The following is a 19,204-nucleotide window of genomic DNA, read 5'->3' on the forward strand; positions in this document are numbered from 1 at the left end:
TCACCAGCAACGACAACCGGTCCAGGCGACCGCTCCGACCAAGACCCTGCGGCAGCAGAGCCTCCACAAAACTGAACTGACCGCTTGGCTTCGTCGTCATCGCAAGATCCCTGTTTCAAAAACAGGGAATCACATCCACACAATTTTGCAACAGGCCCACAAGGGGAGAAGGGAAAGAATGCGCGGTTTCGGCCTCTCACCCTAGCGGCGGACCGACAATGTCGATGCCGTTTTCTGCGCAGAGCTGCACCAGTGCCGCGATGATTTCCGGTGTTGGTTGCATCTGCGGCGGCACCTCCGGCTGTTCGGCGGGACGGCTCGCCTGACGCAGCATCGTCTCGAAATCCGAACCGCGCGTGATGGTGAGCGTACGCGCGCCTTCGCGCGATTCGACCCGGTAGGTGTGCGGCAGGCCTTTCGGCGCAATGACGGTTTCGCCGGCTTCAGCAATGCGTTCGTGGCCGTCGATCTGAAAGCGCAGTCTCCCGTCCAGGATGTGAAACACTTCGTCCTCCCTGCGATGCACATGCAGGGGCGGGGAGTCGCCATAGGGCATGCGATGCTCGACGACGCAGGTGCCGTCCTCTCCTGCCGCCGACGAGACGTGGATCGCGACAAGCGTGTTGTTGAACCAGAAGAGTTCCTTGCCTGTGATCGTGCCGGGGGTCATTGTCATGGCCGTCTGATCCTCCTGTTGCCTGTGCCTGCTGGGCCGATGACGATCTAGCCAGGGATATGCCGACAACGGAAATCGAATGATCGTATGGGGCGAATTGATGCGATGAATTTGAACGCGCTCGACCTCAATCTCATCAGGGTGTTCGACGCCCTTCTGCGGGAGAGAAGCGTTACGCGTGCCGGCGAGCAGATCGGCCTCAGCCAGCCTGCCGTCAGCGCTGCGCTCAATCGCTTGCGGCATCTCCTCAACGACCAGCTGTTCGTGCGACGGGGCAATGACATGATGCCGACGCCACGCGCCGAGAGCATGGCCGAGCCGTTACGCGTGGCGCTTCGTGAAATCGAACGCGTCTTCCACTCGGCCAAGGCGTTCGATCCGGTGGAACTGGAGCGAACCTTCACGTTCATGGGTGCGGATTTCTTTTCCATGATGCTGATGCCAACTTTAGCGGCGCGCATCGCGGGTGCCGCGCCGCGCGCGTCGCTAAGGTTTCTCGACAGCGCGCGCGGCGACGTCTCGCGGCTGCTCCAGGACGATGAAATCGACGTAGCGCTCGAGCGTCCGCTGGAGGTCTCCGACTGGGTCTCAAGCACGCCTCTGTTCCATTCACCATTCGCCATCATCGCCGCGAGCGACAACGCTGCGATCAGGCAGGCGGGGATCATGGAAGGCGAGCTTCTACCGATCGAGCTCTTCTGCGAACTGCCCCATGTTCTTCGTTCTATCGATGGCTCGATGTTGGGCTCCACCGACGAGGCGCTCCGCAAGATCGGACGAACGCGCCGTGTAAGCCTGGCCCTGCCGCACTTTCAGGCTGTCGCATTGGCAGTGGCAAACGGAAACCACCTCGCGGCAGTTCCCAGGCAGTTCGCGGTTTGGGCAGCGAAGACCCTGCCGCTCGTCATCTTTGAACCGCCACTTCCCATTGCTGTTCCGGAAATCAGGATGTACTGGCACGCGCGCCACGACGACGAGCCACCCCATCGCTGGGTTCGCGATCAGGTCCTGGAGGCGGTAGGCGCACTCGGATTCGTGGAAAGCGGCGCCGCAGAAAATGCCGGCGCCTGGTCTGGTGGCCGGACGGATCAGCCCGCGGTATAGCCACCATCGATCGAAAAGATGCCGCCGCTGGTCCAGGCGGCCTCTTCGCTGGCCAGATAAACCGCGATACCGGCCAGATCGTCAGGGCGGCCGATTCTGCCGAGCGGATAGCTGCGCTCGACATAGGCCTTCAGCTCGGCCTTTGCCTCGGCCGGCAAATTGTCGACGGTCTTGCGCCGCATGGCGGTGTCGACCGTGCCGAGCGCGATGGCGTTGACGCGGATGCCGTGCGGGCCGAGTTCGAAGGCGAGCGACTTGGTCAGCGAGTTCAACGCGCCCGTCGACAGCGAATAGAGGCTCGACGGCCGCTTCGGGATCATCTTGTTGGCGAAGTAGGACGAGATGTTGATCACCGATGCGCCGGCAGCCAGATGCGGCAGCAGGCCCTGGGTGAGGAAGAACACCGCCGTCACATTGAGCGCGAAGGATTGCTGGAACTGCGCCTCGCTGACGGTTTCGAACGGCACCAGGAAAGCCACGCCTGCATTGTTGACCAGGATATCAAGCGGCCTGCCGGATTTTTTCACATGCTCGACGACGGCCGCGATGCCGGCCGAGGTGGCAAGATCGGCCGACAGCGTCTCGATAGTGCCGCCGAGGCGCTCGCGGGCGTCGTCGAGTTTTTTGGTGTCGCGGCCGACGATCAGCACGTCCGCGCCCTCGCGCAAAAATGACTCGGCGATCGCCAGGCCGATACCGTCCGACCCACCGGTGACCAGCGCGCGCTTGTCGTGAAGTCTCATGGGGCACTCCGAGATTTCTGCCTCGTCGAGAGCACCGTATAGTGGCGGCCGCGGTCAAGCCGTCGGCCTATCCCCGGGTATGAACTTCGACCGCTGCCGGCGCAGGCCAGCCGAGGCCGGTTACGCGCCGGCGGTCGTAAGCTCCCGCAGGGCCAGCCGGCCCGCGACATAATTCTTGACCTGGCGGACCGCCTGTTCGCGCGACACGCTGCCCGGCTGCAGGCCGAGCCGCAGCCAAAGCCCGTCGATCAGCGCCGTGACGCCAAGCGCGATGTCGTCGGCGTCTCCAGGCGAGGCGAGGCCGTGCAGGCCCGACAACAGGTTCGAGCGCATGCGCGCATGGATCACCCGCTGGATACGGGCCATCTTCTCGTCGCGCGGCACCTCGGCGCAGAGCGACAGCCAGGCATGGCACAGAGGCGGCTGGAACAGATGCTCCTCGAAATTGCCCTCGATCACCGCATCCATGCGCTCCATCGGCGTACGCGCCCGGCGAAGCCGCGCGATCACCGCCTGGCACAGGACGGCATTGGCCTCGCGCATCGCGTGCTCGAACAATTCCTGCTTGTTGCGGAAATAGTGCAGCACGATGCCCTTGGAGGCACCTGCCTGGGCGGCCACTTTTTCCAGGGTCGCGCCGGCAATGCCTTCGCGCTCCAGAACCACGAAGGCCGCCTGCCGCAGCTCCTTGCGGCGTATCTCACTGAGACGCTTGAGTTTCACGGGATCGGTCCATGCATGGCGAATCCACGTTGACATTTTCGTCCGCTCAGATCAATCATTGACCCATGGGACAATAAAAAGACCAATTGGTCAATTTGATCACAATGAGGAGAACCGAAATGTTGCGCATGCTTGCAAATGGCGTCTGTCTTGCCGCGCTGATATTGGCCTCGAATGCGGCCCAGGCAGCCGAGGCCGAGCAGTGCGGCACTGTCCGCATGGCTGAACCCGGCTGGAACGACCTTGCCTTCACCACGGCGGTCGCCAATGTCCTGCTGCAGGCGCTCGGCTATCAGCCGCAAAGCCAGGTTCTTGGCATCAACGTCATCTACGAGGGCATGAAGAACAGGGATCTCGACCTGTTCCTGGGCTACTGGGACCCGGCCATGGTCACCTATTATGAGCCCTACAAGAAGGACGGCTCGGTCGAGAATGTGCGCGTCAATCTCGTAGGCGCCAAATACACATTCGCCGTGCCGACCTATGTCTGGGAGGCCGGCGTCAAGGATATCTCCGACCTGCACAAGTTCGCGGACAAGTTCGGCAAGAAAATGTACGGCATCGAGCCCGGCTCCAACCAGTTGATGATGGACGCCATCGCCGATCCCGCCTTTGGCCTGGACGGCTGGCAAGTGGTCGAGTCCAGCGAAGCCGGCATGCTTTCCGAGGTCGGCTACGAGATCAAGGAAAAGCAGTTCATCGTCTTCCAGGGCTGGGCGCCGCATCCGATGAACACGATGTACGACTTCAAGTACCTGACAGGTGGCGACAAGTTCTTCGGCCCGAATTTCGGCGCCGCGACCGTGACGACGCAGGTGCGCAAGGGCTATCTGCAGCAATGCCCGAACGTCGCGCAATTCCTCGGGAATCTCGCCTTCGACATCGATTTCGAGAATGTCGGCATGGGCTATCTGATCAATGACGGCATGAAGCCGGAGGACGGGGCGCTGAAGGCAATCACGGCGAACAAAAGCCGCCTCGACGCCTGGCTCGCCGGCGTCACCACCTTCGACGGCAAGCCGGGCCTCGCCGCGGTCAAGGAAAAGCTCGGCCTGTGAGAGCGGCCGCGCTCGATGACTTGCCGAAGCAGGCTGTGGTGGCGGAGCAGGGCGCCTGGGCCGGCCGCAAGCAGTTCGTCACTGTCGGCGATCTCGACATCGCCTATGTCGAGATATCGGGCGCCGAGCCGGCACTTCTGTTGGTGCACGGCTTCACCGACACCAGCCGCAGTTTTTCGCTTCTGGCGCCATATCTGGCCGGCCGCCGTCTGATCATGCCGGATCTGCGCGGCCACGGCGCCTCGCAGGCTGGCAAGAACTGCGGCATCGCCGATCTTGCCGATGATATCGCCGGGCTGATCCAGAGTTTACAACTCGACCGACCGGTCGTCGTCGGCCATTCGCTGGGCGCCATGGTGGCTGTCGCTTTGGCTGCGGGGCACAAGGAGTTGATCGGCGGGCTGGTGGTCCTGGCCGGCACGTTGAAGCCCGATTTCGCGCCGGGTCATCCGCTGGTGGTGAGCGTCGAGGCCCTGCGAGATCCGATATCGCCGACCGATCCGTTCTATGCCTGGTGGCATGCCTGTCGTCCCGACGTGCCCGCAGCCTTTCTCACCGGCTTGGCGCAAGAGGCCTCGGCGATGCCGACGCCGCGCTGGCGCGCGATTCTCGGGGAAATCCGCCGCGCCGATCTGACCGATGCTGCGCGGGCCGTGCAGGCCCGGACGCTGATCATCGCAGGCGCGTGCGACCCGCTGTTCGGCGCGGCGCACCAGCAGGCGTTGCGGTCCGCTCTTCCTGAAGCTCTCCTCGTCCGCGCCGAGGCCTGTGGCCACAACCCGCATTGGGAAGATCCGGCCCTGGTCGCGAAGGCCATAGTCAAGGCATTTGAAGTCTAACGCCCGACCAACGATTGCGATGTGGGCGACAGCCGCAATGTCTCCGTTGGTTTGGTCAGACCAGCTTGCGCGGCCTGCCAAAAGGCCTGCCATGTCGGCGAGGCGGCGAGAGCGGCTTTGTGGCGGGCATGCGCCTCTGCGTTGTCGAAGCCGGTGACGGACATGAAGACGTTTTCATCAGCCCGCACCGGCAGGCGCGGAAAACTGTTTTCGGCATGCTCCGTAACGAAAGCGGCGAGCAGGCGTGCGTCGGCCGTCATCAGGCACGCCGTCTCAGTCTCGAAGCGAGTGGCGAAATCAGCCTCTGTGCCGGGCTGCAAATGATGAATCGCGATGACAACGATGCCGGTCAGCGGTTTGTTTTGAATGGGTTTTTCGTCATCGGCCAGGCTTGGCCGCTGCGCGCCCGCGAGGTCGAAGCCTGCGCCCGGCCACGCCGGCTTGAGCAGCAGCACATCGTCGGAATCGATCATCGTCGCATTGGCCGCATCACTGTGCGCCGCCCAGACCGGCCCGCCATAAAAAGCGGCGAGAGCATTTTTCCGCGCATCCATGCCGTCGAAGCCGCGCATCCAGACGAACATGTCAGGCCGATCGAGGTCCCGGAACTGGCCGATGACGTTCATGCCGGCGTCCTCCTGGCCCTCGATCAGCCTGCCGTCGAAGATGCCGATGAGCGTGTCGCGCCGGCCGGGCTTCAGCGTGTATTGCCGCAACTCGACGACAGGCGAGGCGAGCGCCGTGGGTTTCGGCGCGACGTTCTGGGGCAGGTTCATCCGACATTCTCCAAAACAGGGTGATCGTCCTGTTTTGTAAAACAGACCGGTTGTCCTGTTTTGTCAACATGCTAAAGTTCGGCAATGTCAGCAGAGATGACCGTCCAGCCAAAACCGCGCCCGGGAAAACGCATCAACGACCCTGAAGGCATGCGCAAGAAAGTGCTCGATGTCGCCGAGGACGCGTTCCAGGCGCGCGGCTATCACGCCTCCAGCATCGGCGATCTGATGGCGGCGGCTGATGTCAGCGGCGGAGCGCTGCATCACCATTTCCCGACCAAGAAGGCGCTGGCGCTGGCTGTGATCGACGAGCGTGTGGCGGCAGCGGTCGAAGAGACATGGATCGCGCCGGTGCTGGCGGCGGCGTCAGTGCGCGAGGGCGTGCGCTCGGTGTTCGAGGCCGTGGCGGCGGAACTGGAGCAGCAGGGGTTCGTGCGCGGCTGCCCGCTCAACAATCTGGCGCACGAACTGTCGCTTGCCGATCCCGATTTCCGCCTTGCCCTTGCCGGTATCTTTGGCGGGTGGCGGCAGGCGATTGCCGACAAGGTGCGTGCCGACCAGCAGGCGGGCAAGGACGAGGGCACGGACCCCGAACGCTTCGCCGCGCTGACGGTCGCCGCCTATTCCGGGGCGATGTCGATGGCCAAGACGGCGCAGGATGCCGGTGTGCTGCGGGATTGCCTGGCAGGGTTGGAGCGCAGCGCGCCGTCGCAGGGCGGCTTGGTTGCCAGGCGACGCAACAGGATACTGCCACGGCCGAGAATTATTTGATGTCGGCGGGACAGCACCCCCCTCTGGCCTGCCGGCCATCTCCCCCGCAAGGAGGGAGATCTGCAGCATCGGCGCTCGCTCGTACCTTCACCGGTGGAGATTGGCGAAAGCCGGTGTGACAGCCAATCTCCCCCCTTGCGGGGGAGATGTCCGGGAGGACAGAGGGGGGTGTGCAGGATCGCGACGCAGCCACTTCTCTCGACCTTGCGGCTTCGCTCTGGCTGACACGAGGGGGAAGCGAAGAAGCCTGGGCTCTTACCTACTCGGCCAGCGGCTTGATCGTCTCGTAGCCGTTGACGGATTCCGAACTGGTGCCTTCATCGTAGCGCCGCGCGAGCGCGGCTTGCAGATCGGGAGCATAGAGCGCGGTGAATGAATCCAGCGTCTCGCCGGCACCGTTCTTGAAGGTCTCCTTGACCGCCAGGACATTGTATTTGCAATCGCCCAGACGGAATGTTTCCTTGCCCTTGACGATCAGGCTCAGCGTCTTGGTGCCCTTCGGCGGCTGGTTCAGCGACAGCTCGACGAACTCTATCGTGGCCTTTGCCCCCGCCTTCAGCGGGAACAGCTTGCGCAGATCGGAAAACGGGATCATCGCCTGGCGGCCGGTGTCGCTGTCGCGAAACACCTCGATCAGGCCGGCGAACAGATATTGGGTCTGGGGCGATTGCGATTCGTAGGTGTTGGCAACCGACATCATCCCGCCGGCCACGGGCCGAAATTCGCTCTGGATGCCGGGTCTCGCCAGAACGAAACCCTTCCTGGCGGACTTGGCATCGACGCAACCGGCGGCATGCGCTTGCGCAAGCGAGACATGCCAGACCCGTGGCGTCATGTCGATGATGGCGCAGAGGCGCTGGACGACCGGCTGCTGTCCATGCTGAATCAGCAGATGATGAATCGCCGTTCGACTGGATCGCTTTCCCGACGCAACTTCCTGGTACAGGCTGCAGGATTTGCCGCGGCCGGCGCCTTGCCGCGGCCGGCCTTAGGCCAGACCGGGCAACGCGTCCAGTCGATCGACGCCACCTTCCTGTTCATCGCCGATGTCCATGCCTGCCGCATGGCGAGCGGCTTGAGCCCCAACTGCCTGCAAGAAGGCAAGACCGACGCCGCGCTGCTGCGCAACGTGGCGGTGCTGAATGCGCTTGGCGACAAGGACTGGCCGGCCGAGATCAATGGCGTCGCCACCGGCCTGCGTTCGGCCGGCAAGATAGGCGCGCCGCTCGGCCTTGTCGTCGGCGGCGACATCACCGACGATGGCGGCGGCCAGATCACCCAGCCGAGCGAGGGCACCCAACTGCTCCAGTTCAGCCAGCGCTACAGCCAAGGCGTCGGTCCGGATCGCGTGCACATGCCGGTTTATGTCGGGCTCGGCAACCATGATCTCGACCAGAACGGGCCGCCGCACCATGTCGACTGGTACCGGCGCGAACTGCGCGACTATGTCGAGGTCAACCATCGCGCCGGCGTGTTCTTCAAGCCGCCAGTGCCGGCCACCGACTATGATGTCGACACCGACTGCTACTCCTGGGACTGGGGCGGCCTGCATCTGATCCAGACGCATCGTTTCGCCGGCGATACCGGCCACGGTGCCGAGAGCAGCCTGCCATGGCTGAAGCAGGACCTGGCGACCTATGCGGCGGACGGCCGCCCGGTCGTCCTGTTCCAGCATTATGGCTGGGACACTTTCTCGGTGGAACGCTGGGATGCCGCCAGGAGCCACTTTGATGATGACGGCACCGGTGCGCCGCATTGGTGGAGCGAGGCCGACCGGCAGGCGCTGCTGGCGGCGCTCAAGGGCTACAATGTCGTCGGCATTTTCCATGGCCACCAGCACGAAACGCCGCTGATCTATCGCAGGGACGGGATCGACCTGTTCAAGCCGAAGGCTGCCTATATGGGCGGTTTCGCCCTGGCCAGGGTGACCAGCAACGGCATGGACGTGGTGCTGGGCGAGGCGATCGGCGATAATGGCGAGGTCGTGTTCACCAATGCTTTCAGCAAGGGCTGGAGCACCTGAAAAAGGCGGCCTTCGCGACCGCCTTTCCCTCGATAACAACGCGTTCCTCGATGCGGATCAGAGCGCCTTCCTGACCTTGTCCTTGACGTCGCCATAGGCCTTCTGCACCTTGCCGGCGATCCTGTCGGCCGTGCCTTCGGCCTGGGTCTGCCGGTTGCCGGTTGCCTTGCCGGCGGCTTCCTTGACCGAGCCCTTGACCTGCTTGGCCACGCCCGCGACCTGATCCTTGTTCACCATTTTTGCGCATCTCCCGGGATTTTGAATTCGAAGGAATTCATTGCGGTAGCTAACGAGCCGATGTCGGTTAGGTTCCAGGCGTCGCCCGATCGGCAGATCAGGTCGCGCGGCCGCCGCCTGGGGCAAGGTCGGTGGGCTAGGCTGTGAACACGCGTTGGCAATGGGATTTTGGAGGCCGTGCGTGCGGGGAGAAAAATGGCAGAATTTACGCTCTATATTGGCAACAAGTGTTTCTCCTCATGGTCGCTGCGGCCATGGGTGGCGATGAGGCATCTGGAGATCCCGTTCGAGGAAGGTTTCGTACGGCTGCGCACGCCTGAAACTTTTGCCAATCTGGCAAAAGTGTCGCCGACCGGTCAGGTGCCGGTGCTGAATCACAACGGCAAGATCGTCTGGGAAACCCTTGCCATCCTTGAATATCTCGCCGACCTGTTTCCCGAGAAAAAGCTCTGGCCCGCCGATATCGACGCCCGTGCGCTGGCGCGTTCGGCCGCGACCGAGATGCATTCCGGCTTTCGCGAGGTTCGCTATGGCTGGCCGATGAATTTGCGTCGGCCGAAGGGCCACAAGCCGCTTGACGCCGAGGGCGAGGCGCAACGCGCCCGCATCGAGGCGCTGTGGCGCGAGTGCCGGGAAAAATACGGCAAGGGCGGCCCGTTCCTGTTCGGCCACTTCACCGTGGCTGATGCCATGTATGCGCCTGTCGTCACCCGTTTCGATACCTATGGCGGCACGCTGGCGCAGGATACGCGCGCCTATGTCGATGCCGTGCTGGCAACGCCGGCGATGCGCCACTGGTATGCCGAGGCGGCCAGGGAGACGTGGCCGGAACCCGGCCCGGACGAATAGGATCCAAACGAAAACGCCCCTCGCACCTTTTATCGTGCGGGGGGCGTCTTTGCCATCAACTGTTATTCGATTGCTCTCATGAACTGCTGATGACACCGAATAAATGCGCGTCTGCGCAGATGGTTCCTGGATGCCGGAAAACTTTTTTCAAGTTGGCGCAAGCGCGCTGTTTGGGGTCCGATTTGCCGTCATGTCAGGTGTTTTGGCCAGGTGGTTTGGGAGAATTCCGCAGCTGTGGCTTTATGCAAATTTGACAGCGCCCCAAAAGAAGCCTATAAGCAAATCGTCGATATTTGTTTGACTGACTTTTGTTATCCGCGCTTTCGAGCGCGCCTTTGACGAACTTCCCACATCAAAAATCGGGACAAACGACGTTGTGCATCCGCATGGCGTCGAACGAATATTTGCCATGGAAAGGGTTCGTCATGAGCACCGGCACAGTTAAATGGTTCAACGCCACCAAAGGTTTTGGTTTTATTCAGCCTGACGACGGCTCGGCCGACGTTTTTGTCCACATCTCGGCCGTAGAGCGCGCCGGCATGCGCGACATCGTCGAGGGCCAGAAGCTCGGCTACGAGATGGTCCGCGACAACAAGTCGGGCAAGATGTCCGCCGACCAGTTGAAGGCGGCCTGAAAAACGAATTCAGCTCTCCCGGTGACCACGGATGTACTGGCACCGGTGAGTGGCGAATTCGGGCGCATGGCCGCGGAGACCTGAGTTTCCACGGCATATCATGTGCATAAGCAGGGCGTTCCCGTGCACCCCCGGTGTATCCTTTTGGATGTCGTCTGGTTGCGCGACGCTCTCATGGAAGGTCAGGCGGTGCCTGGCCTTTTTCATTTTGCGCGCCTTACCGCCGAAAGTGCGCTGCGCGCCGGCCTGGACGTGCTAAGGGACGCTCCAGCAATTTGAATTCGCCGCGCGTATTGCTTTGTGCGTGATCCTGACCGAAGACCCGGTCTCGCTCCATCGGCACAGGCTCCTGACAGGAGAAAGATTTGACCACCAGTTCAAAGACAACCGTCGATCAGGCCGTGTCCCTGTTCAGCAAGACGCAAACCCAGTCGATGTCGCTCAACCGCATCAATTCCGAGCGCGACGCCGTCAGCGAGGCACGCGAAGCCAAGACCGCGCGGCTGCGCGAATTGCGCCTGGAGAAGGAGGCCGACGAGATGGCCGCCGCCGCCGCGCTAGCCGCTTTGCCGAAGCGGGCCGGAAGACGCTGATGGCCACCAAACGCGTACCGCCAACACCGATCGCCGCCGATGCAACCATTGCCGATATGGTCGAAGGCCTCGACAAGCCGGTCGAATTCGTACGGCGTGTGCTGGAAAAGCTCGAACGCTGCAAGCGTGCCCACGGCGATGCCCAGGTGCGCGTCGGCGTGCGCGGCCGCGCCGAATGCCCGAATTACCTGATCGAATATGTCCGTGAAGACGCCAAAACCCATGAGCGGGTGACTTATCAGGACGCGGCCTACAGCGGCAGCACGCATCGCGAGCTGGCGGCCCATCACATCGAGGCGGTGAAAAACTGGTCGCCCGAGGAAATGAACATCACGGCCGTTTCGGCGCTGATCGGCCGCCTGCGCAATCCGCGCGCCCCATCATCGCGCTTCGCCGACGAGGACTGACATGGCCATAAAATTCTCCTCCAAGGATCAGCCGGCAGCCTCGGGTGCCGCGGCAAAACCGGCCAAGCCGGTTGCCGCGCCGAAGGCCGGCGACGCCATCGAGGCCGCGACCGATCTGTTCAAGTCGCCGGCGGATTCGCCGAAGGGCAAGACGGCTAAGAAGAAATAGCGCCTTGCCGCAAGACGCCGATCGCAACCCCGCCGCGCCAGGGCTGTCCGCCCTGGTGGCGAGCGTTTTGTCGTCGCAACAGGGCACCTTCGATTGCCAAAGCTGCGGTGCCTGCTGCTCCTATTCGGCCGAGTGGCCGCGCTTTTCCACCGAGGATGACGCGCAGCTCGACCGTATCCCGGAAAAATATGTCGCATCTGACCTGTCAGGCATGCGCTGCGAGGGCGTGCGCTGCTCGGCGCTGTCCGGCGAGATCGGCAAGTCGACCGCTTGCGGCATCTACGACGTCCGGCCAGACGTCTGTCGCGCCTGCATGCCCGGCGACGAGGAGTGTCTGATGGCACGCCGAGCGCTCGGATTGCCGGTGTAGCCAAGCTCCGATCACCTCCGCTTGTGCGCCGACCCGCAGCCCGATACGTTCCTGGCCGGGTCGGGTGCCGGAGGAACCATCGTGAGCATCGAATTTCTGTTGACGTCGCTGATCGTCGTGGCTTCGCCCGGCACCGGCGTTCTCTACACGCTGAGCGCCGGCCTTTCGCGCGGCGCGCGGGCCAGCGTCATCGCCGCCTTCGGCTGCACGCTCGGCATCATCCCACACATGGCCGCCGCCATCACCGGCCTTGCGGCGCTGCTGCACACCAGCGCGCTTGCCTTCGAGACGCTGAAATATCTCGGCGTCGCCTACCTCCTCTACATGGCCTGGAACACGCTGAAGGAAAATGGCGGCCTCAGCGTCGAGCAGGATGTGACGCCGCGCTCGGCCGGCAAGGTGATTGCCACCGGGATCCTCGCCAACGTGCTCAATCCGAAACTGTCGATCTTCTTCTTCGCTTTCCTGCCGCAATTCGTCAGCACCACCGAGCCCAATGCGCTGTCGAAGATGCTGGAACTGAGTTCCGTCTTCATGCTTTTGACCTTCGTGGTTTTCGTCGGCTACGGCATCTTCGCCGCCTCGATCCGCAGCCACGTCGTCTCGCGGCCAATGGTGTTGACCTGGATGCGCCGGACCTTCGCCGGCGCCTTCGTCATGCTCGGCGCGAAGCTGGCGCTGGCCGATCGGTAGCGCCACGGGGAGCGGTTCAGTCTCGCTGATCCGCTCCTCTTTGTTGCGCTATTCCGGGCGAAAAGCCGTTATGCGCTTTCGGGGAATTGCTCGGGCACGCTACCCCTTCACATAGCCCATCGCTTCGACGATCCGCCGCCGGCCACGCGCATGAGGTTGACGCCGCGCAGCGAATTGCCGTCGGTCATGAAATAGCGCCAGCGGATCGTTGCCCGGTCGCCGGCAACGAAGGTTTCCTCGATATCGAAGCGCGTGCCGGCCTGGGTTGCTATCGCCGCCCAAAGCCCGACGCACGCCGCTTGACCGGCATAACGGGCGCCGTCCGGCGCTGGCACGGTGTTCTCGATCACGCAATCCTCAGCCACCAGCTCGGCGAGTGCCGAAGGATCATGGCGTTGGAATACGTCGTTGTAGCGCCGCATGATCTCGGCCGTCTGCTGGGACAGGTCGTACGCGGCTGCGTCCATGACAAGCTCCTGTGTCATCTTCTTTCTCCTGGCTTCATTGGCCTTTGGTGGCTTCGACGAGTGTTGCCTTGAGGGTGATCTGGGACACGCCGGCAAGGGCCCGCGAGACGAGGCAGCCCGCCTTGGCGGACTGTGCAAGGCGCTCGAATTCATCTTCGGCAAGTCCCGCGACCTCTGCCTCGGTTTCGAGTTCGATGCGGGTGATCGTCGGACCGGCAGCGGTTGCGCCAAGATGCACCTTGGCGACGGTGCTGATGCTTGTCGGAACATGATTGGCGTTGCCCAGTATGGCGCTCAGCGCCATCGAGAAGCAGCCTGCATGCGCTGCGGCGATCAGTTCCTCCGGATTGGTGCCCGGACCGTTCTCGAAACGCGACGGGAAGGAATAGGCGCCTTCGAAGACGCCGCTGCCGAGCCGCAACCGTCCCGAACCTTCCTTCAGCGTCCCCTGCCATTTGGCCGAGGCTTCACGAATTGTCATTGTCGTTCTCCCTTCGCATGGCATTCCTCAGGAATATATAGACTGATCTACATATTATGTAGACCGATTGTCATATTCTGCGCAAGGCCTATAATGATTCCTGCTGACAGAGGTTGACATGGCCAACGACACCCGCACCCGCATACTCGAGACGACTGGGCTGCTGCTCAGGCAGCGCGGCTATCACGGCACCTCGCTCAACGACATATTGAGCGCCAGCGGCGCACCGCGGGGCTCGCTCTATTTTCATTTTCCCGGCGGCAAGGACCAACTGGTCATCGAGGTGACGCGCGCTAGCGTTGCCGACGTGACGGAGAGGCTGGGCGAAGCGCTGGCTGCCGAAAAGAATCCGGCGGTGGCCGTCCATCATATCTACCAGTCGGTGGGGCGCATGCTGGAAGACAACCAGTTTTCGCTCGGCTGTCCGGTCGCGCCTGTCGTGCTGGACTCGCCCACCGACGTGCCGGAACTGGCGGAGTTGTGCCGCTCGGCCTTCGAACAGTGGATAGGCCTGCTGCGGGACGCCTTCGTCAGGGCGGGGGTGCCCGAGCGCCGCGCGCATGCATTGGCACTGCTGGTCGAATCGTCGCTGGAAGGACTGATGGTGATCGCCCGCGCCACCCGCGACCGCGCTCCGATACAGGCCGTGGCCGATGAAGTGGCGGCGCTGATCGAAGCCGCGGTGCTTGCCGGCGAGGTAAAGCAACGCGCGGATGCCGCCGTCTGAGAGGCCACGACGACCGCTGCGCAAAACAAAAAGGGCGGCATCTCTGCCGCCCTTTCCGTATCTGAAGGCTGATAGGGCTGGATTAGAAATCCATACCGCCCATACCGCCCATGCCGCCGCCCATGCCGCCAGGCATGCCGCCGCCGCCAGCCGACTCCTTCTTCGGAGCCTCCGCGATCATGGCTTCGGTGGTGACCAGCAGGCCGGCGACCGAGGCCGCGTCCTGGAGAGCCGTACGGACAACCTTGACCGGATCGACGATACCCATGGCGATCATGTCGCCATATTCGCCGGTCTGGGCGTTGTAGCCGAAGGTCAAGCCCTTGTTCTCAAGGATCTTGCCGGCAACGATCGATGCTTCCGCACCGGCGTTGGCCGCGATCTGGCGGGCCGGAGCCTGCAGCGCACGACGAACGATGTTGATGCCGGCGGCCTGGTCGGCGTTGACGCCGGTGGCCTTGATGTTGGCCGAAGCGCGCAGCAGGGCTACGCCACCACCAGCAACGATGCCTTCTTCGACGGCCGCGCGGGTCGCGTTGAGGGCGTCATCGACGCGATCCTTCTTTTCCTTGACCTCGACTTCCGTCGCGCCGCCGACGCGGATCACCGCAACGCCGCCGGCGAGCTTCGCCAGACGTTCCTGCAGCTTCTCCTTGTCGTAGTCCGAAGTGGTCTCTTCGATCTGCTGCTTGATCTGGGCGACGCGGCCCTGGATCTCGGCCTTCTTGCCGGCGCCGTCGACGATGGTGGTGTTCTCCTTGGAGATCGACACCTTCTTGGCGCGGCCGAGCATGTTGAGGCCGACGTTCTCGAGCTTGATGCCGAGGTCTTCCGAGATGACCTGGCCACCGGTGAGGATGGCGATGTCTTCCAGCATGGCCTTGCGGCGATCACCGAAGCCCGGCGCCTTGACGGCGGCGATCTTCAGGCCGCCACGCAGCTTGTTGACGACCAGCGTGGCCAAAGCCTCGCCTTCGACGTCTTCCGAGATGATGAGCAGCGGCTTCGAGGTCTGCACGACGGCTTCGAGAACCGGCAGCATGGCCTGGAGGTTGGACAGCTTCTTCTCGTGCAGGAGGATGTAGACGTCCTCGAGCTCGGCAACCATCTTGTCGGCGTTGGTGACGAAGTAGGGCGAGAGGTAGCCGCGGTCGAACTGCATGCCTTCGACGACTTCGAGTTCGGTCTCGGCGGTCTTGGCTTCTTCAACCGTGATGACGCCTTCGTTGCCGACCTTCTGCATCGCTTCCGCGATCATCTTGCCGACCGACTCGTCGCCATTGGCCGAGATCGTGCCGACCTGGGCGACTTCCTCGGAGGTCTTGATCTTCTTGGCAGCCTTGCCGAGAGCCGCGACGACTTCGGTCACGGCCAGATCGATGCCGCGCTTCAGGTCCATCGGGTTCATGCCGGCGGCAACGGCCTTGTGGCCTTCCTGGACGATCGACTGTGCCAGAACGGTCGCGGTCGTGGTGCCGTCGCCGGCGATGTCGTTGGTCTTCGAAGCAACTTCGCGGACCATCTGCGCGCCCATGTTCTCGAACTTGTCTTCAAGCTCGATTTCCTTGGCGACGGTGACGCCGTCCTTGGTGATGCGCGGGGCGCCGAACGACTTGTCGATGACGACGTTGCGGCCCTTGGGGCCGAGCGTGACCTTCACCGCGTCGGCGAGGATGTTGACGCCGCGCAGCATGCGCTCGCGGGCATCACGGGAGAATTTTACGTCTTTGGCAGCCATTTTTAGCTCCTGGCAGGGGCTTTGATCGAGCCCGGGAATTCAGTTGACGGGGAAAGGCCTGATATCAGCCGATGATGCCCATGATGTCGGATTCCTTCATGATCAGAAGGTCTTCGCCATTGAGCTTGACTTCGGTGCCCGACCACTTGCCGAACAGGATGCGGTCGCCGGCCTTGACGTCCAGCGGGACCAGCTTGCCAGCTTCGTCACGAGCGCCGGAGCCGACAGCGATGATCTCGCCTTCCTGCGGCTTTTCCTTTGCCGTGTCGGGGATGATGATCCCGCCAGCGGTCTTGGATTCGGATTCGACCCGGCGAACGACCACGCGGTCATGAAGCGGGCGGAACTTCGACTTTGCCATTTTTTCTTCCTCGATGAGAACGGTGAGAAACAGTTCCTCCATCCGGCGGCGCCGGACATATGAGTTAGCACTCACCAATGGAGAGTGCTAACGTGGCGCTGAAATAGGCTGACGGCTTTTGAGAGTCAAGGTGCGCGAAGGCCGCGATGCGAGCGAAATTTTTCTCATGCTGCCGCACGATTTAACAAAGCCTGGGTTGCGCCTGCCCCGGCTCGAGCGCCGTCCTGCTATCTTCAGTGTCTTGGCGCCCGCAGCACCAACAGCGGGCATCGCTCGGCGAGCCCATAGCTCCCGGTCAAAGCGATGCGAACATCACCAAAGAACGCTTCCGCCTCGCTCGCCAATGCAGTCGCCGGCGCGAAGGTGTAGATGGCCGGCGAGTTCCGATAGACATCGATGGTGCCGATGGTGGGCAGGTCCCAGCCCGTGCGAGCCGAAAGCTCTTTGCGGTCAGGAAACAGTGCATCGAACCTTTCCGCGATCGTCCTGACCGGAATGGCATGGTCGGGCGCGTCGCCCGTCGCGGTCATTGCGACGCGCCATTTGAGTTCGTGGAAGGTCGAGACACCGCCCGACAGTGCAAGCGCCCGCACCGCCGCCGGATCGTCCGGTGTTTCGGGACCGGCAAAGAGACGCAGTCCCGCTCGGCCGCCGGTGCGCAGTACGCCGGCGATCGCCGCAAATAGCGCCCGGCGCGCGGTTGAAAGGCCGAGCGCCGACAGGCAGCCATCGCCGATCACCGCATCTATGCTTGCGTCCGACACCGGCAAGTCGAGCCAGTCGCCGTTGATTGCCTTTCGCAACGCGGTGTCGCCTGGCCAGATACCGGCGATCATGTCGGAGGATTCGTCGACGGCCATCATCGTCGTCCCGAGCCCGGCGAGTTCCGGCGTCACGCCGAGCAGAATGACGTGCGCCTTCGAAAGGTCGAGCTCACGCTCATAGGCCTCAACCGCTTCCGCTGGCGGCCGCAACGGTGGCCCGAGCAACTGCCAGTGCCCTCGAATGGCATTCCAATGGTCGGTCATCCACACCCCCAAGCCGGCATTGTATTTGCAGGCATAATGGAGGACGCTGATGAAGCCAAGCTCGGGGGGGCGCATGACACGCATCGCGGTTATTACGCATGAGTTCGACAGGTTCGAACGCCGGCGTGGCCTGCTGTTTCGCCGCCGGAGCTCCTATATGCTTTTCGGTTTGCTGGAGGAACTGAAGCGACGCGGTCATTCCGTCCGCATAATCCCCGGAACGTCGGCAAAGCCGGAGGCCGACATCGCGGTGCTGCACGTCGATGCGACTGTGACGCCCCCCGAATATGTCGAATACGCACGCGCTTTTCCCTTTTGCCTGAACATCGGAGCCGCCGACATCTCCAAGCGACGCGTCAGTGGCGCGGTGATCGGCAAGGAGGACGACTGGCAAGGACCGGTCATCGTCAAGAGCAATCTCAACAATCTCGGGATGCGGGAGCAAGCGCTCAACCGGCGATCGCTGCGAGCCGGGAAGCCGAAGCCGTTTCCCGGCGTCGAGCTCATCGAGGGTTATCGCGTCTATGCATCCCTTTCGGATGTTGCGCCGGAGGTCTTCGACCGCAGCGATCTCGTCGTCGAAAAATTCATTCCCGAGCCGGAGGCGGACGGCTTTGGAGCCCGCTTCTGGATATTCTGCGGCGAGCGCGAGCGCTGCACCCGCCATGTCTCGCCGCAGAGCCTCGTCAAGGGCGACGACACGATCCGACGTGAGCCGGTTCCGGTTCCCGACGAGCTTCGCACGTTGAGGCGCCGGCTTGGCTTTGACTACGGAAAGTTCGATTTCGTCATGCATGAGGGCAGGGCGGTGCTGCTTGATGCCAACAAGACGCCCGGTGGCGCCCGCAATCTTTCTGCGTTTCTCGCTGCCGGCAATGCCAATCTTGCCGACGGCTTCGAAGCCCTTGTCCGCCAGGTCGCATAGCGGGCGTTCTGATGCTTGCGATGCCCGACACCTCTCATTCGCGGCAGCTTGCTGACGATCGCCACGGCTACAAAAACAGCCGCAGCTGGGTGTGAATGATAGACCGGTAATCCTCGATGGTCTGGCGGCTTTCCGGTTCGCCCTCGGCGAGCGCCAGGCGCACCACGCCGCCGGCGAGCTGGAAGATCAGCAGAACCATGCGTTCGAACTGCTCGCGCCTCTCGGGCTTGAGCAAGGCGATGACGTGGTCGCAGAACATTTTGGCTTGGTACCGGGTTTCCGCGATGTCGAGGTTCTTGAGCGCCTTGTCGGCCTGGATGGCGTTCTGCAGATCCTGAATGGCCGGATCGCCGGCGACACGGTTGAGATAATCATCGAGCAGCCGGTCAGCGGCCACGATCACATCCTTCGCCTCGTGGATTTCGGCGATGATCGTCGTCAGCCGTGCCCGGCTGACCTCTGAAAACCGTTCATAGAGCATCGCCAGGATCGCCGATTTGTTGGGAAAATAGTGGTAGACGGTGGCGATCGGCCCGCCCGCCAGCATGCCGACCTCCTTCATGGTGACGGCGTCGATACCCTTTTCCCCGATCAGCCGCATGGTCGTCGACAGGATCGCGTCGATGCGCTCGCGGCTGCGTTCCTGCTTGGGCCTGCGCCTCGGCTCGGTCGCCATTCTTTTCAATTCGGTCATGCACCGATCTTTCGCACAGTTTTCAAATTCCGGTTGACAAGAAATATGATCAAGTATCAGTTTCTGAAATACTGACAGGTTGTCAGCTTTTTTGCCGCACGGCAAGGACGTTGGGAG

Annotated in this window: 25 protein-coding genes and 1 pseudogene; 14 read left to right on the forward strand and 12 right to left on the reverse strand. The window is 62.7% G+C overall.

Features of this window, described 5'->3' with window-relative positions; genetic code table 11:
* Positions 1-196: 196 nt before the first annotated feature.
* Positions 197-676: a cupin domain-containing protein gene (locus tag NKH97_RS25015; protein WP_031213895.1), complete on the reverse strand. Its 480-nt coding sequence runs from the start codon at positions 674-676 to the stop codon at positions 197-199.
* A gap of 105 nt (positions 677-781) precedes the next feature.
* Between NKH97_RS25015 and NKH97_RS25020 the strand changes: the two genes are divergently transcribed.
* Positions 782-1,780, forward strand: coding sequence for a LysR family transcriptional regulator (locus NKH97_RS25020; RefSeq protein WP_352798996.1), 999 nt, complete (start codon positions 782-784; stop codon positions 1,778-1,780).
* Here the strand turns inward: NKH97_RS25020 and NKH97_RS25025 are convergent.
* Both NKH97_RS25025 and betI read right to left on the reverse strand, forming a co-directional pair.
* The gene (locus tag NKH97_RS25025) at positions 1,765-2,523 is read right to left on the reverse strand and encodes an SDR family NAD(P)-dependent oxidoreductase (protein ID WP_352798997.1); all 759 of its coding nucleotides are present in this window, start codon (positions 2,521-2,523) and stop codon (positions 1,765-1,767) included. The two genes, NKH97_RS25020 and NKH97_RS25025, sit on opposite strands and share 16 nt — an antisense overlap.
* 120 nt (positions 2,524-2,643) lie before the next feature.
* The gene (gene betI / locus NKH97_RS25030) at positions 2,644-3,282 is read right to left on the reverse strand and encodes a choline-binding transcriptional repressor BetI (protein WP_352442931.1); all 639 of its coding nucleotides are present in this window, start codon (positions 3,280-3,282) and stop codon (positions 2,644-2,646) included.
* Between the two features lie 83 nt (positions 3,283-3,365).
* Between betI and choX the strand changes: the two genes are divergently transcribed.
* Together choX and NKH97_RS25040 are read left to right on the forward strand one after the other, a co-directional pair.
* Positions 3,366-4,304 (forward strand): choline ABC transporter substrate-binding protein, encoded by a 939-nt coding sequence (choX, locus tag NKH97_RS25035; protein ID WP_352798998.1) that lies wholly within the window; start codon positions 3,366-3,368, stop codon positions 4,302-4,304.
* On the forward strand, positions 4,301-5,143 hold the full coding sequence (locus NKH97_RS25040) for an alpha/beta fold hydrolase (protein WP_352799000.1): 843 nt from the start codon (positions 4,301-4,303) through the stop codon (positions 5,141-5,143). Before choX ends, NKH97_RS25040 begins: the two co-directional genes overlap by 4 nt.
* Here NKH97_RS25040 and NKH97_RS25045 read toward each other — a convergent pair.
* A complete protein-coding gene (locus NKH97_RS25045; RefSeq protein ID WP_023814137.1) occupies positions 5,140-5,919 on the reverse strand; it encodes an NIPSNAP family protein in 780 nt (259 codons plus the stop codon). The two genes, NKH97_RS25040 and NKH97_RS25045, sit on opposite strands and share 4 nt — an antisense overlap.
* Positions 5,920-6,015: 96 nt before the next feature.
* On the opposite strand from NKH97_RS25045, the gene NKH97_RS25050 reads away from it, so the two are divergent.
* A complete protein-coding gene (locus tag NKH97_RS25050; RefSeq protein ID WP_023814138.1) occupies positions 6,016-6,690 on the forward strand; it encodes a TetR/AcrR family transcriptional regulator in 675 nt (224 codons plus the stop codon).
* Between the two features lie 259 nt (positions 6,691-6,949).
* On the opposite strand, the gene NKH97_RS25055 is transcribed toward NKH97_RS25050, so the two are convergent.
* Positions 6,950-7,525, reverse strand: coding sequence for a hypothetical protein (locus NKH97_RS25055; RefSeq protein WP_031213898.1), 576 nt, complete (start codon positions 7,523-7,525; stop codon positions 6,950-6,952).
* A gap of 57 nt (positions 7,526-7,582) precedes the next feature.
* On the opposite strand from NKH97_RS25055, the gene NKH97_RS25060 reads away from it, so the two are divergent.
* Positions 7,583-8,713, forward strand: coding sequence for a metallophosphoesterase (locus NKH97_RS25060; protein ID WP_352442936.1), 1,131 nt, complete (start codon positions 7,583-7,585; stop codon positions 8,711-8,713).
* A gap of 57 nt (positions 8,714-8,770) precedes the next feature.
* Here NKH97_RS25060 and NKH97_RS25065 read toward each other — a convergent pair whose 3' ends face one another.
* On the reverse strand, positions 8,771-8,950 hold the full coding sequence (locus NKH97_RS25065; protein ID WP_023814141.1) for a CsbD family protein: 180 nt from the start codon (positions 8,948-8,950) through the stop codon (positions 8,771-8,773).
* A gap of 195 nt (positions 8,951-9,145) precedes the next feature.
* Here NKH97_RS25065 and NKH97_RS25070 point away from each other — a divergent pair, with 195 nt between their 5' ends.
* From NKH97_RS25070 to NKH97_RS25100, 7 genes are all read left to right on the forward strand, one after another.
* On the forward strand, positions 9,146-9,799 hold the full coding sequence (locus NKH97_RS25070; protein WP_023814142.1) for a glutathione S-transferase family protein: 654 nt from the start codon (positions 9,146-9,148) through the stop codon (positions 9,797-9,799).
* 425 nt (positions 9,800-10,224) lie between these two features.
* Positions 10,225-10,434, forward strand: a complete 210-nt coding sequence (locus NKH97_RS25075; RefSeq protein ID WP_010915421.1) for a cold-shock protein — start codon at positions 10,225-10,227, stop codon at positions 10,432-10,434.
* A gap of 365 nt (positions 10,435-10,799) precedes the next feature.
* Positions 10,800-11,027, forward strand: a complete 228-nt coding sequence (locus NKH97_RS25080) for a hypothetical protein (protein WP_013532399.1) — start codon at positions 10,800-10,802, stop codon at positions 11,025-11,027.
* Positions 11,027-11,434 carry a hypothetical protein gene (locus NKH97_RS25085; RefSeq protein WP_013532398.1) on the forward strand — a complete coding sequence of 136 codons (408 nt, stop codon included), beginning with the start codon at positions 11,027-11,029 and terminating at the stop codon, positions 11,432-11,434. Before NKH97_RS25080 ends, NKH97_RS25085 begins: the two co-directional genes overlap by 1 nt.
* A 1-nt stretch (position 11,435) precedes the next feature.
* On the forward strand, positions 11,436-11,603 hold the full coding sequence (locus NKH97_RS25090) for a hypothetical protein (RefSeq protein WP_023814145.1): 168 nt from the start codon (positions 11,436-11,438) through the stop codon (positions 11,601-11,603).
* Between the two features lie 4 nt (positions 11,604-11,607).
* Positions 11,608-11,973, forward strand: coding sequence for a YkgJ family cysteine cluster protein (locus NKH97_RS25095; protein WP_023814146.1), 366 nt, complete (start codon positions 11,608-11,610; stop codon positions 11,971-11,973).
* An 81-nt stretch (positions 11,974-12,054) separates the two neighbouring features.
* On the forward strand, positions 12,055-12,666 hold the full coding sequence (locus NKH97_RS25100) for a LysE family translocator (RefSeq protein WP_031213900.1): 612 nt from the start codon (positions 12,055-12,057) through the stop codon (positions 12,664-12,666).
* Positions 12,667-12,765: 99 nt separating this feature from the next.
* Here NKH97_RS25100 and NKH97_RS25105 read toward each other — a convergent pair.
* Both NKH97_RS25105 and NKH97_RS25110 read right to left on the reverse strand, forming a co-directional pair.
* A pseudogene (locus NKH97_RS25105) lies at positions 12,766-13,151 on the reverse strand (nuclear transport factor 2 family protein).
* A gap of 16 nt (positions 13,152-13,167) precedes the next feature.
* Positions 13,168-13,614 carry an OsmC family protein gene (locus tag NKH97_RS25110; protein ID WP_352442934.1) on the reverse strand — a complete coding sequence of 149 codons (447 nt, stop codon included), beginning with the start codon at positions 13,612-13,614 and terminating at the stop codon, positions 13,168-13,170.
* Between the two features lie 118 nt (positions 13,615-13,732).
* Here NKH97_RS25110 and NKH97_RS25115 point away from each other — a divergent pair, with 118 nt between their 5' ends.
* Positions 13,733-14,341 (forward strand): TetR/AcrR family transcriptional regulator, encoded by a 609-nt coding sequence (locus tag NKH97_RS25115; protein WP_352442935.1) that lies wholly within the window; start codon positions 13,733-13,735, stop codon positions 14,339-14,341.
* Positions 14,342-14,423: 82 nt separating this feature from the next.
* Here the strand turns inward: NKH97_RS25115 and groL are convergent, their stop codons facing one another.
* The 3 genes from groL to NKH97_RS25130 all read right to left on the reverse strand — a co-directional run bounded on the left by groL (position 14,424) and on the right by NKH97_RS25130 (position 17,543).
* Positions 14,424-16,079 (reverse strand): chaperonin GroEL, encoded by a 1,656-nt coding sequence (gene groL, locus NKH97_RS25120; RefSeq protein WP_127289069.1) that lies wholly within the window; start codon positions 16,077-16,079, stop codon positions 14,424-14,426.
* A 64-nt stretch (positions 16,080-16,143) separates the two neighbouring features.
* Complete coding sequence (gene groES, locus NKH97_RS25125) at positions 16,144-16,440, reverse strand: co-chaperone GroES (RefSeq protein WP_006203049.1); 297 nt, start codon at positions 16,438-16,440, stop codon at positions 16,144-16,146.
* 233 nt (positions 16,441-16,673) lie between these two features.
* Entirely contained in the window at positions 16,674-17,543 is an 870-nt protein-coding gene (locus NKH97_RS25130; RefSeq protein ID WP_352799005.1) for a class I SAM-dependent methyltransferase, read from the reverse strand.
* Between NKH97_RS25130 and NKH97_RS25135 the strand changes: the two genes are divergently transcribed.
* Entirely contained in the window at positions 17,542-18,393 is an 852-nt protein-coding gene (locus tag NKH97_RS25135) for an ATP-grasp domain-containing protein (RefSeq protein ID WP_023813508.1), read from the forward strand. The two genes, NKH97_RS25130 and NKH97_RS25135, sit on opposite strands and share 2 nt — an antisense overlap.
* A gap of 67 nt (positions 18,394-18,460) precedes the next feature.
* On the opposite strand, the gene NKH97_RS25140 is transcribed toward NKH97_RS25135, so the two are convergent.
* Positions 18,461-19,087, reverse strand: a complete 627-nt coding sequence (locus NKH97_RS25140) for a TetR/AcrR family transcriptional regulator (protein WP_023813509.1) — start codon at positions 19,085-19,087, stop codon at positions 18,461-18,463.
* Positions 19,088-19,204 lie beyond the last annotated feature (117 nt).

It is taken from the genome of Mesorhizobium sp. M0870 (assembly GCF_040319775.1).
Lineage (GTDB): Bacteria > Pseudomonadota > Alphaproteobacteria > Rhizobiales > Rhizobiaceae > Mesorhizobium.

Bases quoted from the DNA above. Each gene is read 5' to 3' on its own strand.
- NKH97_RS25025 (WP_352798997.1), bottom strand. From the start codon at position 2,523: ATGAGACTTCACGACAAGCGCGCGCTGGTCACCGGTGGGTCGGACGGT.
- NKH97_RS25070 (WP_023814142.1), top strand. From the start codon at position 9,146: ATGGCAGAATTTACGCTCTATATTGGCAACAAGTGTTTCTCCTCATGG.
- NKH97_RS25110 (WP_352442934.1), bottom strand. From the start codon at position 13,614: ATGACAATTCGTGAAGCCTCGGCCAAATGGCAGGGGACGCTGAAGGAA.
- NKH97_RS25020 (WP_352798996.1), top strand. From the start codon at position 782: ATGAATTTGAACGCGCTCGACCTCAATCTCATCAGGGTGTTCGACGCC.
- groL (WP_127289069.1), bottom strand. From the start codon at position 16,079: ATGGCTGCCAAAGACGTAAAATTCTCCCGTGATGCCCGCGAGCGCATG.
- NKH97_RS25055 (WP_031213898.1), bottom strand. From the start codon at position 7,525: ATGACGCCACGGGTCTGGCATGTCTCGCTTGCGCAAGCGCATGCCGCC.
- NKH97_RS25015 (WP_031213895.1), bottom strand. From the start codon at position 676: ATGACAATGACCCCCGGCACGATCACAGGCAAGGAACTCTTCTGGTTC.
- NKH97_RS25065 (WP_023814141.1), bottom strand. From the start codon at position 8,950: ATGGTGAACAAGGATCAGGTCGCGGGCGTGGCCAAGCAGGTCAAGGGC.
- NKH97_RS25130 (WP_352799005.1), bottom strand. From the start codon at position 17,543: ATGCGCCCCCCCGAGCTTGGCTTCATCAGCGTCCTCCATTATGCCTGC.
- NKH97_RS25045 (WP_023814137.1), bottom strand. From the start codon at position 5,919: ATGAACCTGCCCCAGAACGTCGCGCCGAAACCCACGGCGCTCGCCTCG.
- choX (WP_352798998.1), top strand. From the start codon at position 3,366: ATGTTGCGCATGCTTGCAAATGGCGTCTGTCTTGCCGCGCTGATATTG.
- NKH97_RS25090 (WP_023814145.1), top strand. From the start codon at position 11,436: ATGGCCATAAAATTCTCCTCCAAGGATCAGCCGGCAGCCTCGGGTGCC.
- NKH97_RS25050 (WP_023814138.1), top strand. From the start codon at position 6,016: ATGACCGTCCAGCCAAAACCGCGCCCGGGAAAACGCATCAACGACCCT.
- groES (WP_006203049.1), bottom strand. From the start codon at position 16,440: ATGGCAAAGTCGAAGTTCCGCCCGCTTCATGACCGCGTGGTCGTTCGC.
- NKH97_RS25060 (WP_352442936.1), top strand. From the start codon at position 7,583: ATGATGAATCGCCGTTCGACTGGATCGCTTTCCCGACGCAACTTCCTG.
- betI (WP_352442931.1), bottom strand. From the start codon at position 3,282: ATGTCAACGTGGATTCGCCATGCATGGACCGATCCCGTGAAACTCAAG.
- NKH97_RS25135 (WP_023813508.1), top strand. From the start codon at position 17,542: ATGACACGCATCGCGGTTATTACGCATGAGTTCGACAGGTTCGAACGC.
- NKH97_RS25085 (WP_013532398.1), top strand. From the start codon at position 11,027: ATGGCCACCAAACGCGTACCGCCAACACCGATCGCCGCCGATGCAACC.
- NKH97_RS25140 (WP_023813509.1), bottom strand. From the start codon at position 19,087: ATGACCGAATTGAAAAGAATGGCGACCGAGCCGAGGCGCAGGCCCAAG.
- NKH97_RS25115 (WP_352442935.1), top strand. From the start codon at position 13,733: ATGGCCAACGACACCCGCACCCGCATACTCGAGACGACTGGGCTGCTG.
- NKH97_RS25075 (WP_010915421.1), top strand. From the start codon at position 10,225: ATGAGCACCGGCACAGTTAAATGGTTCAACGCCACCAAAGGTTTTGGT.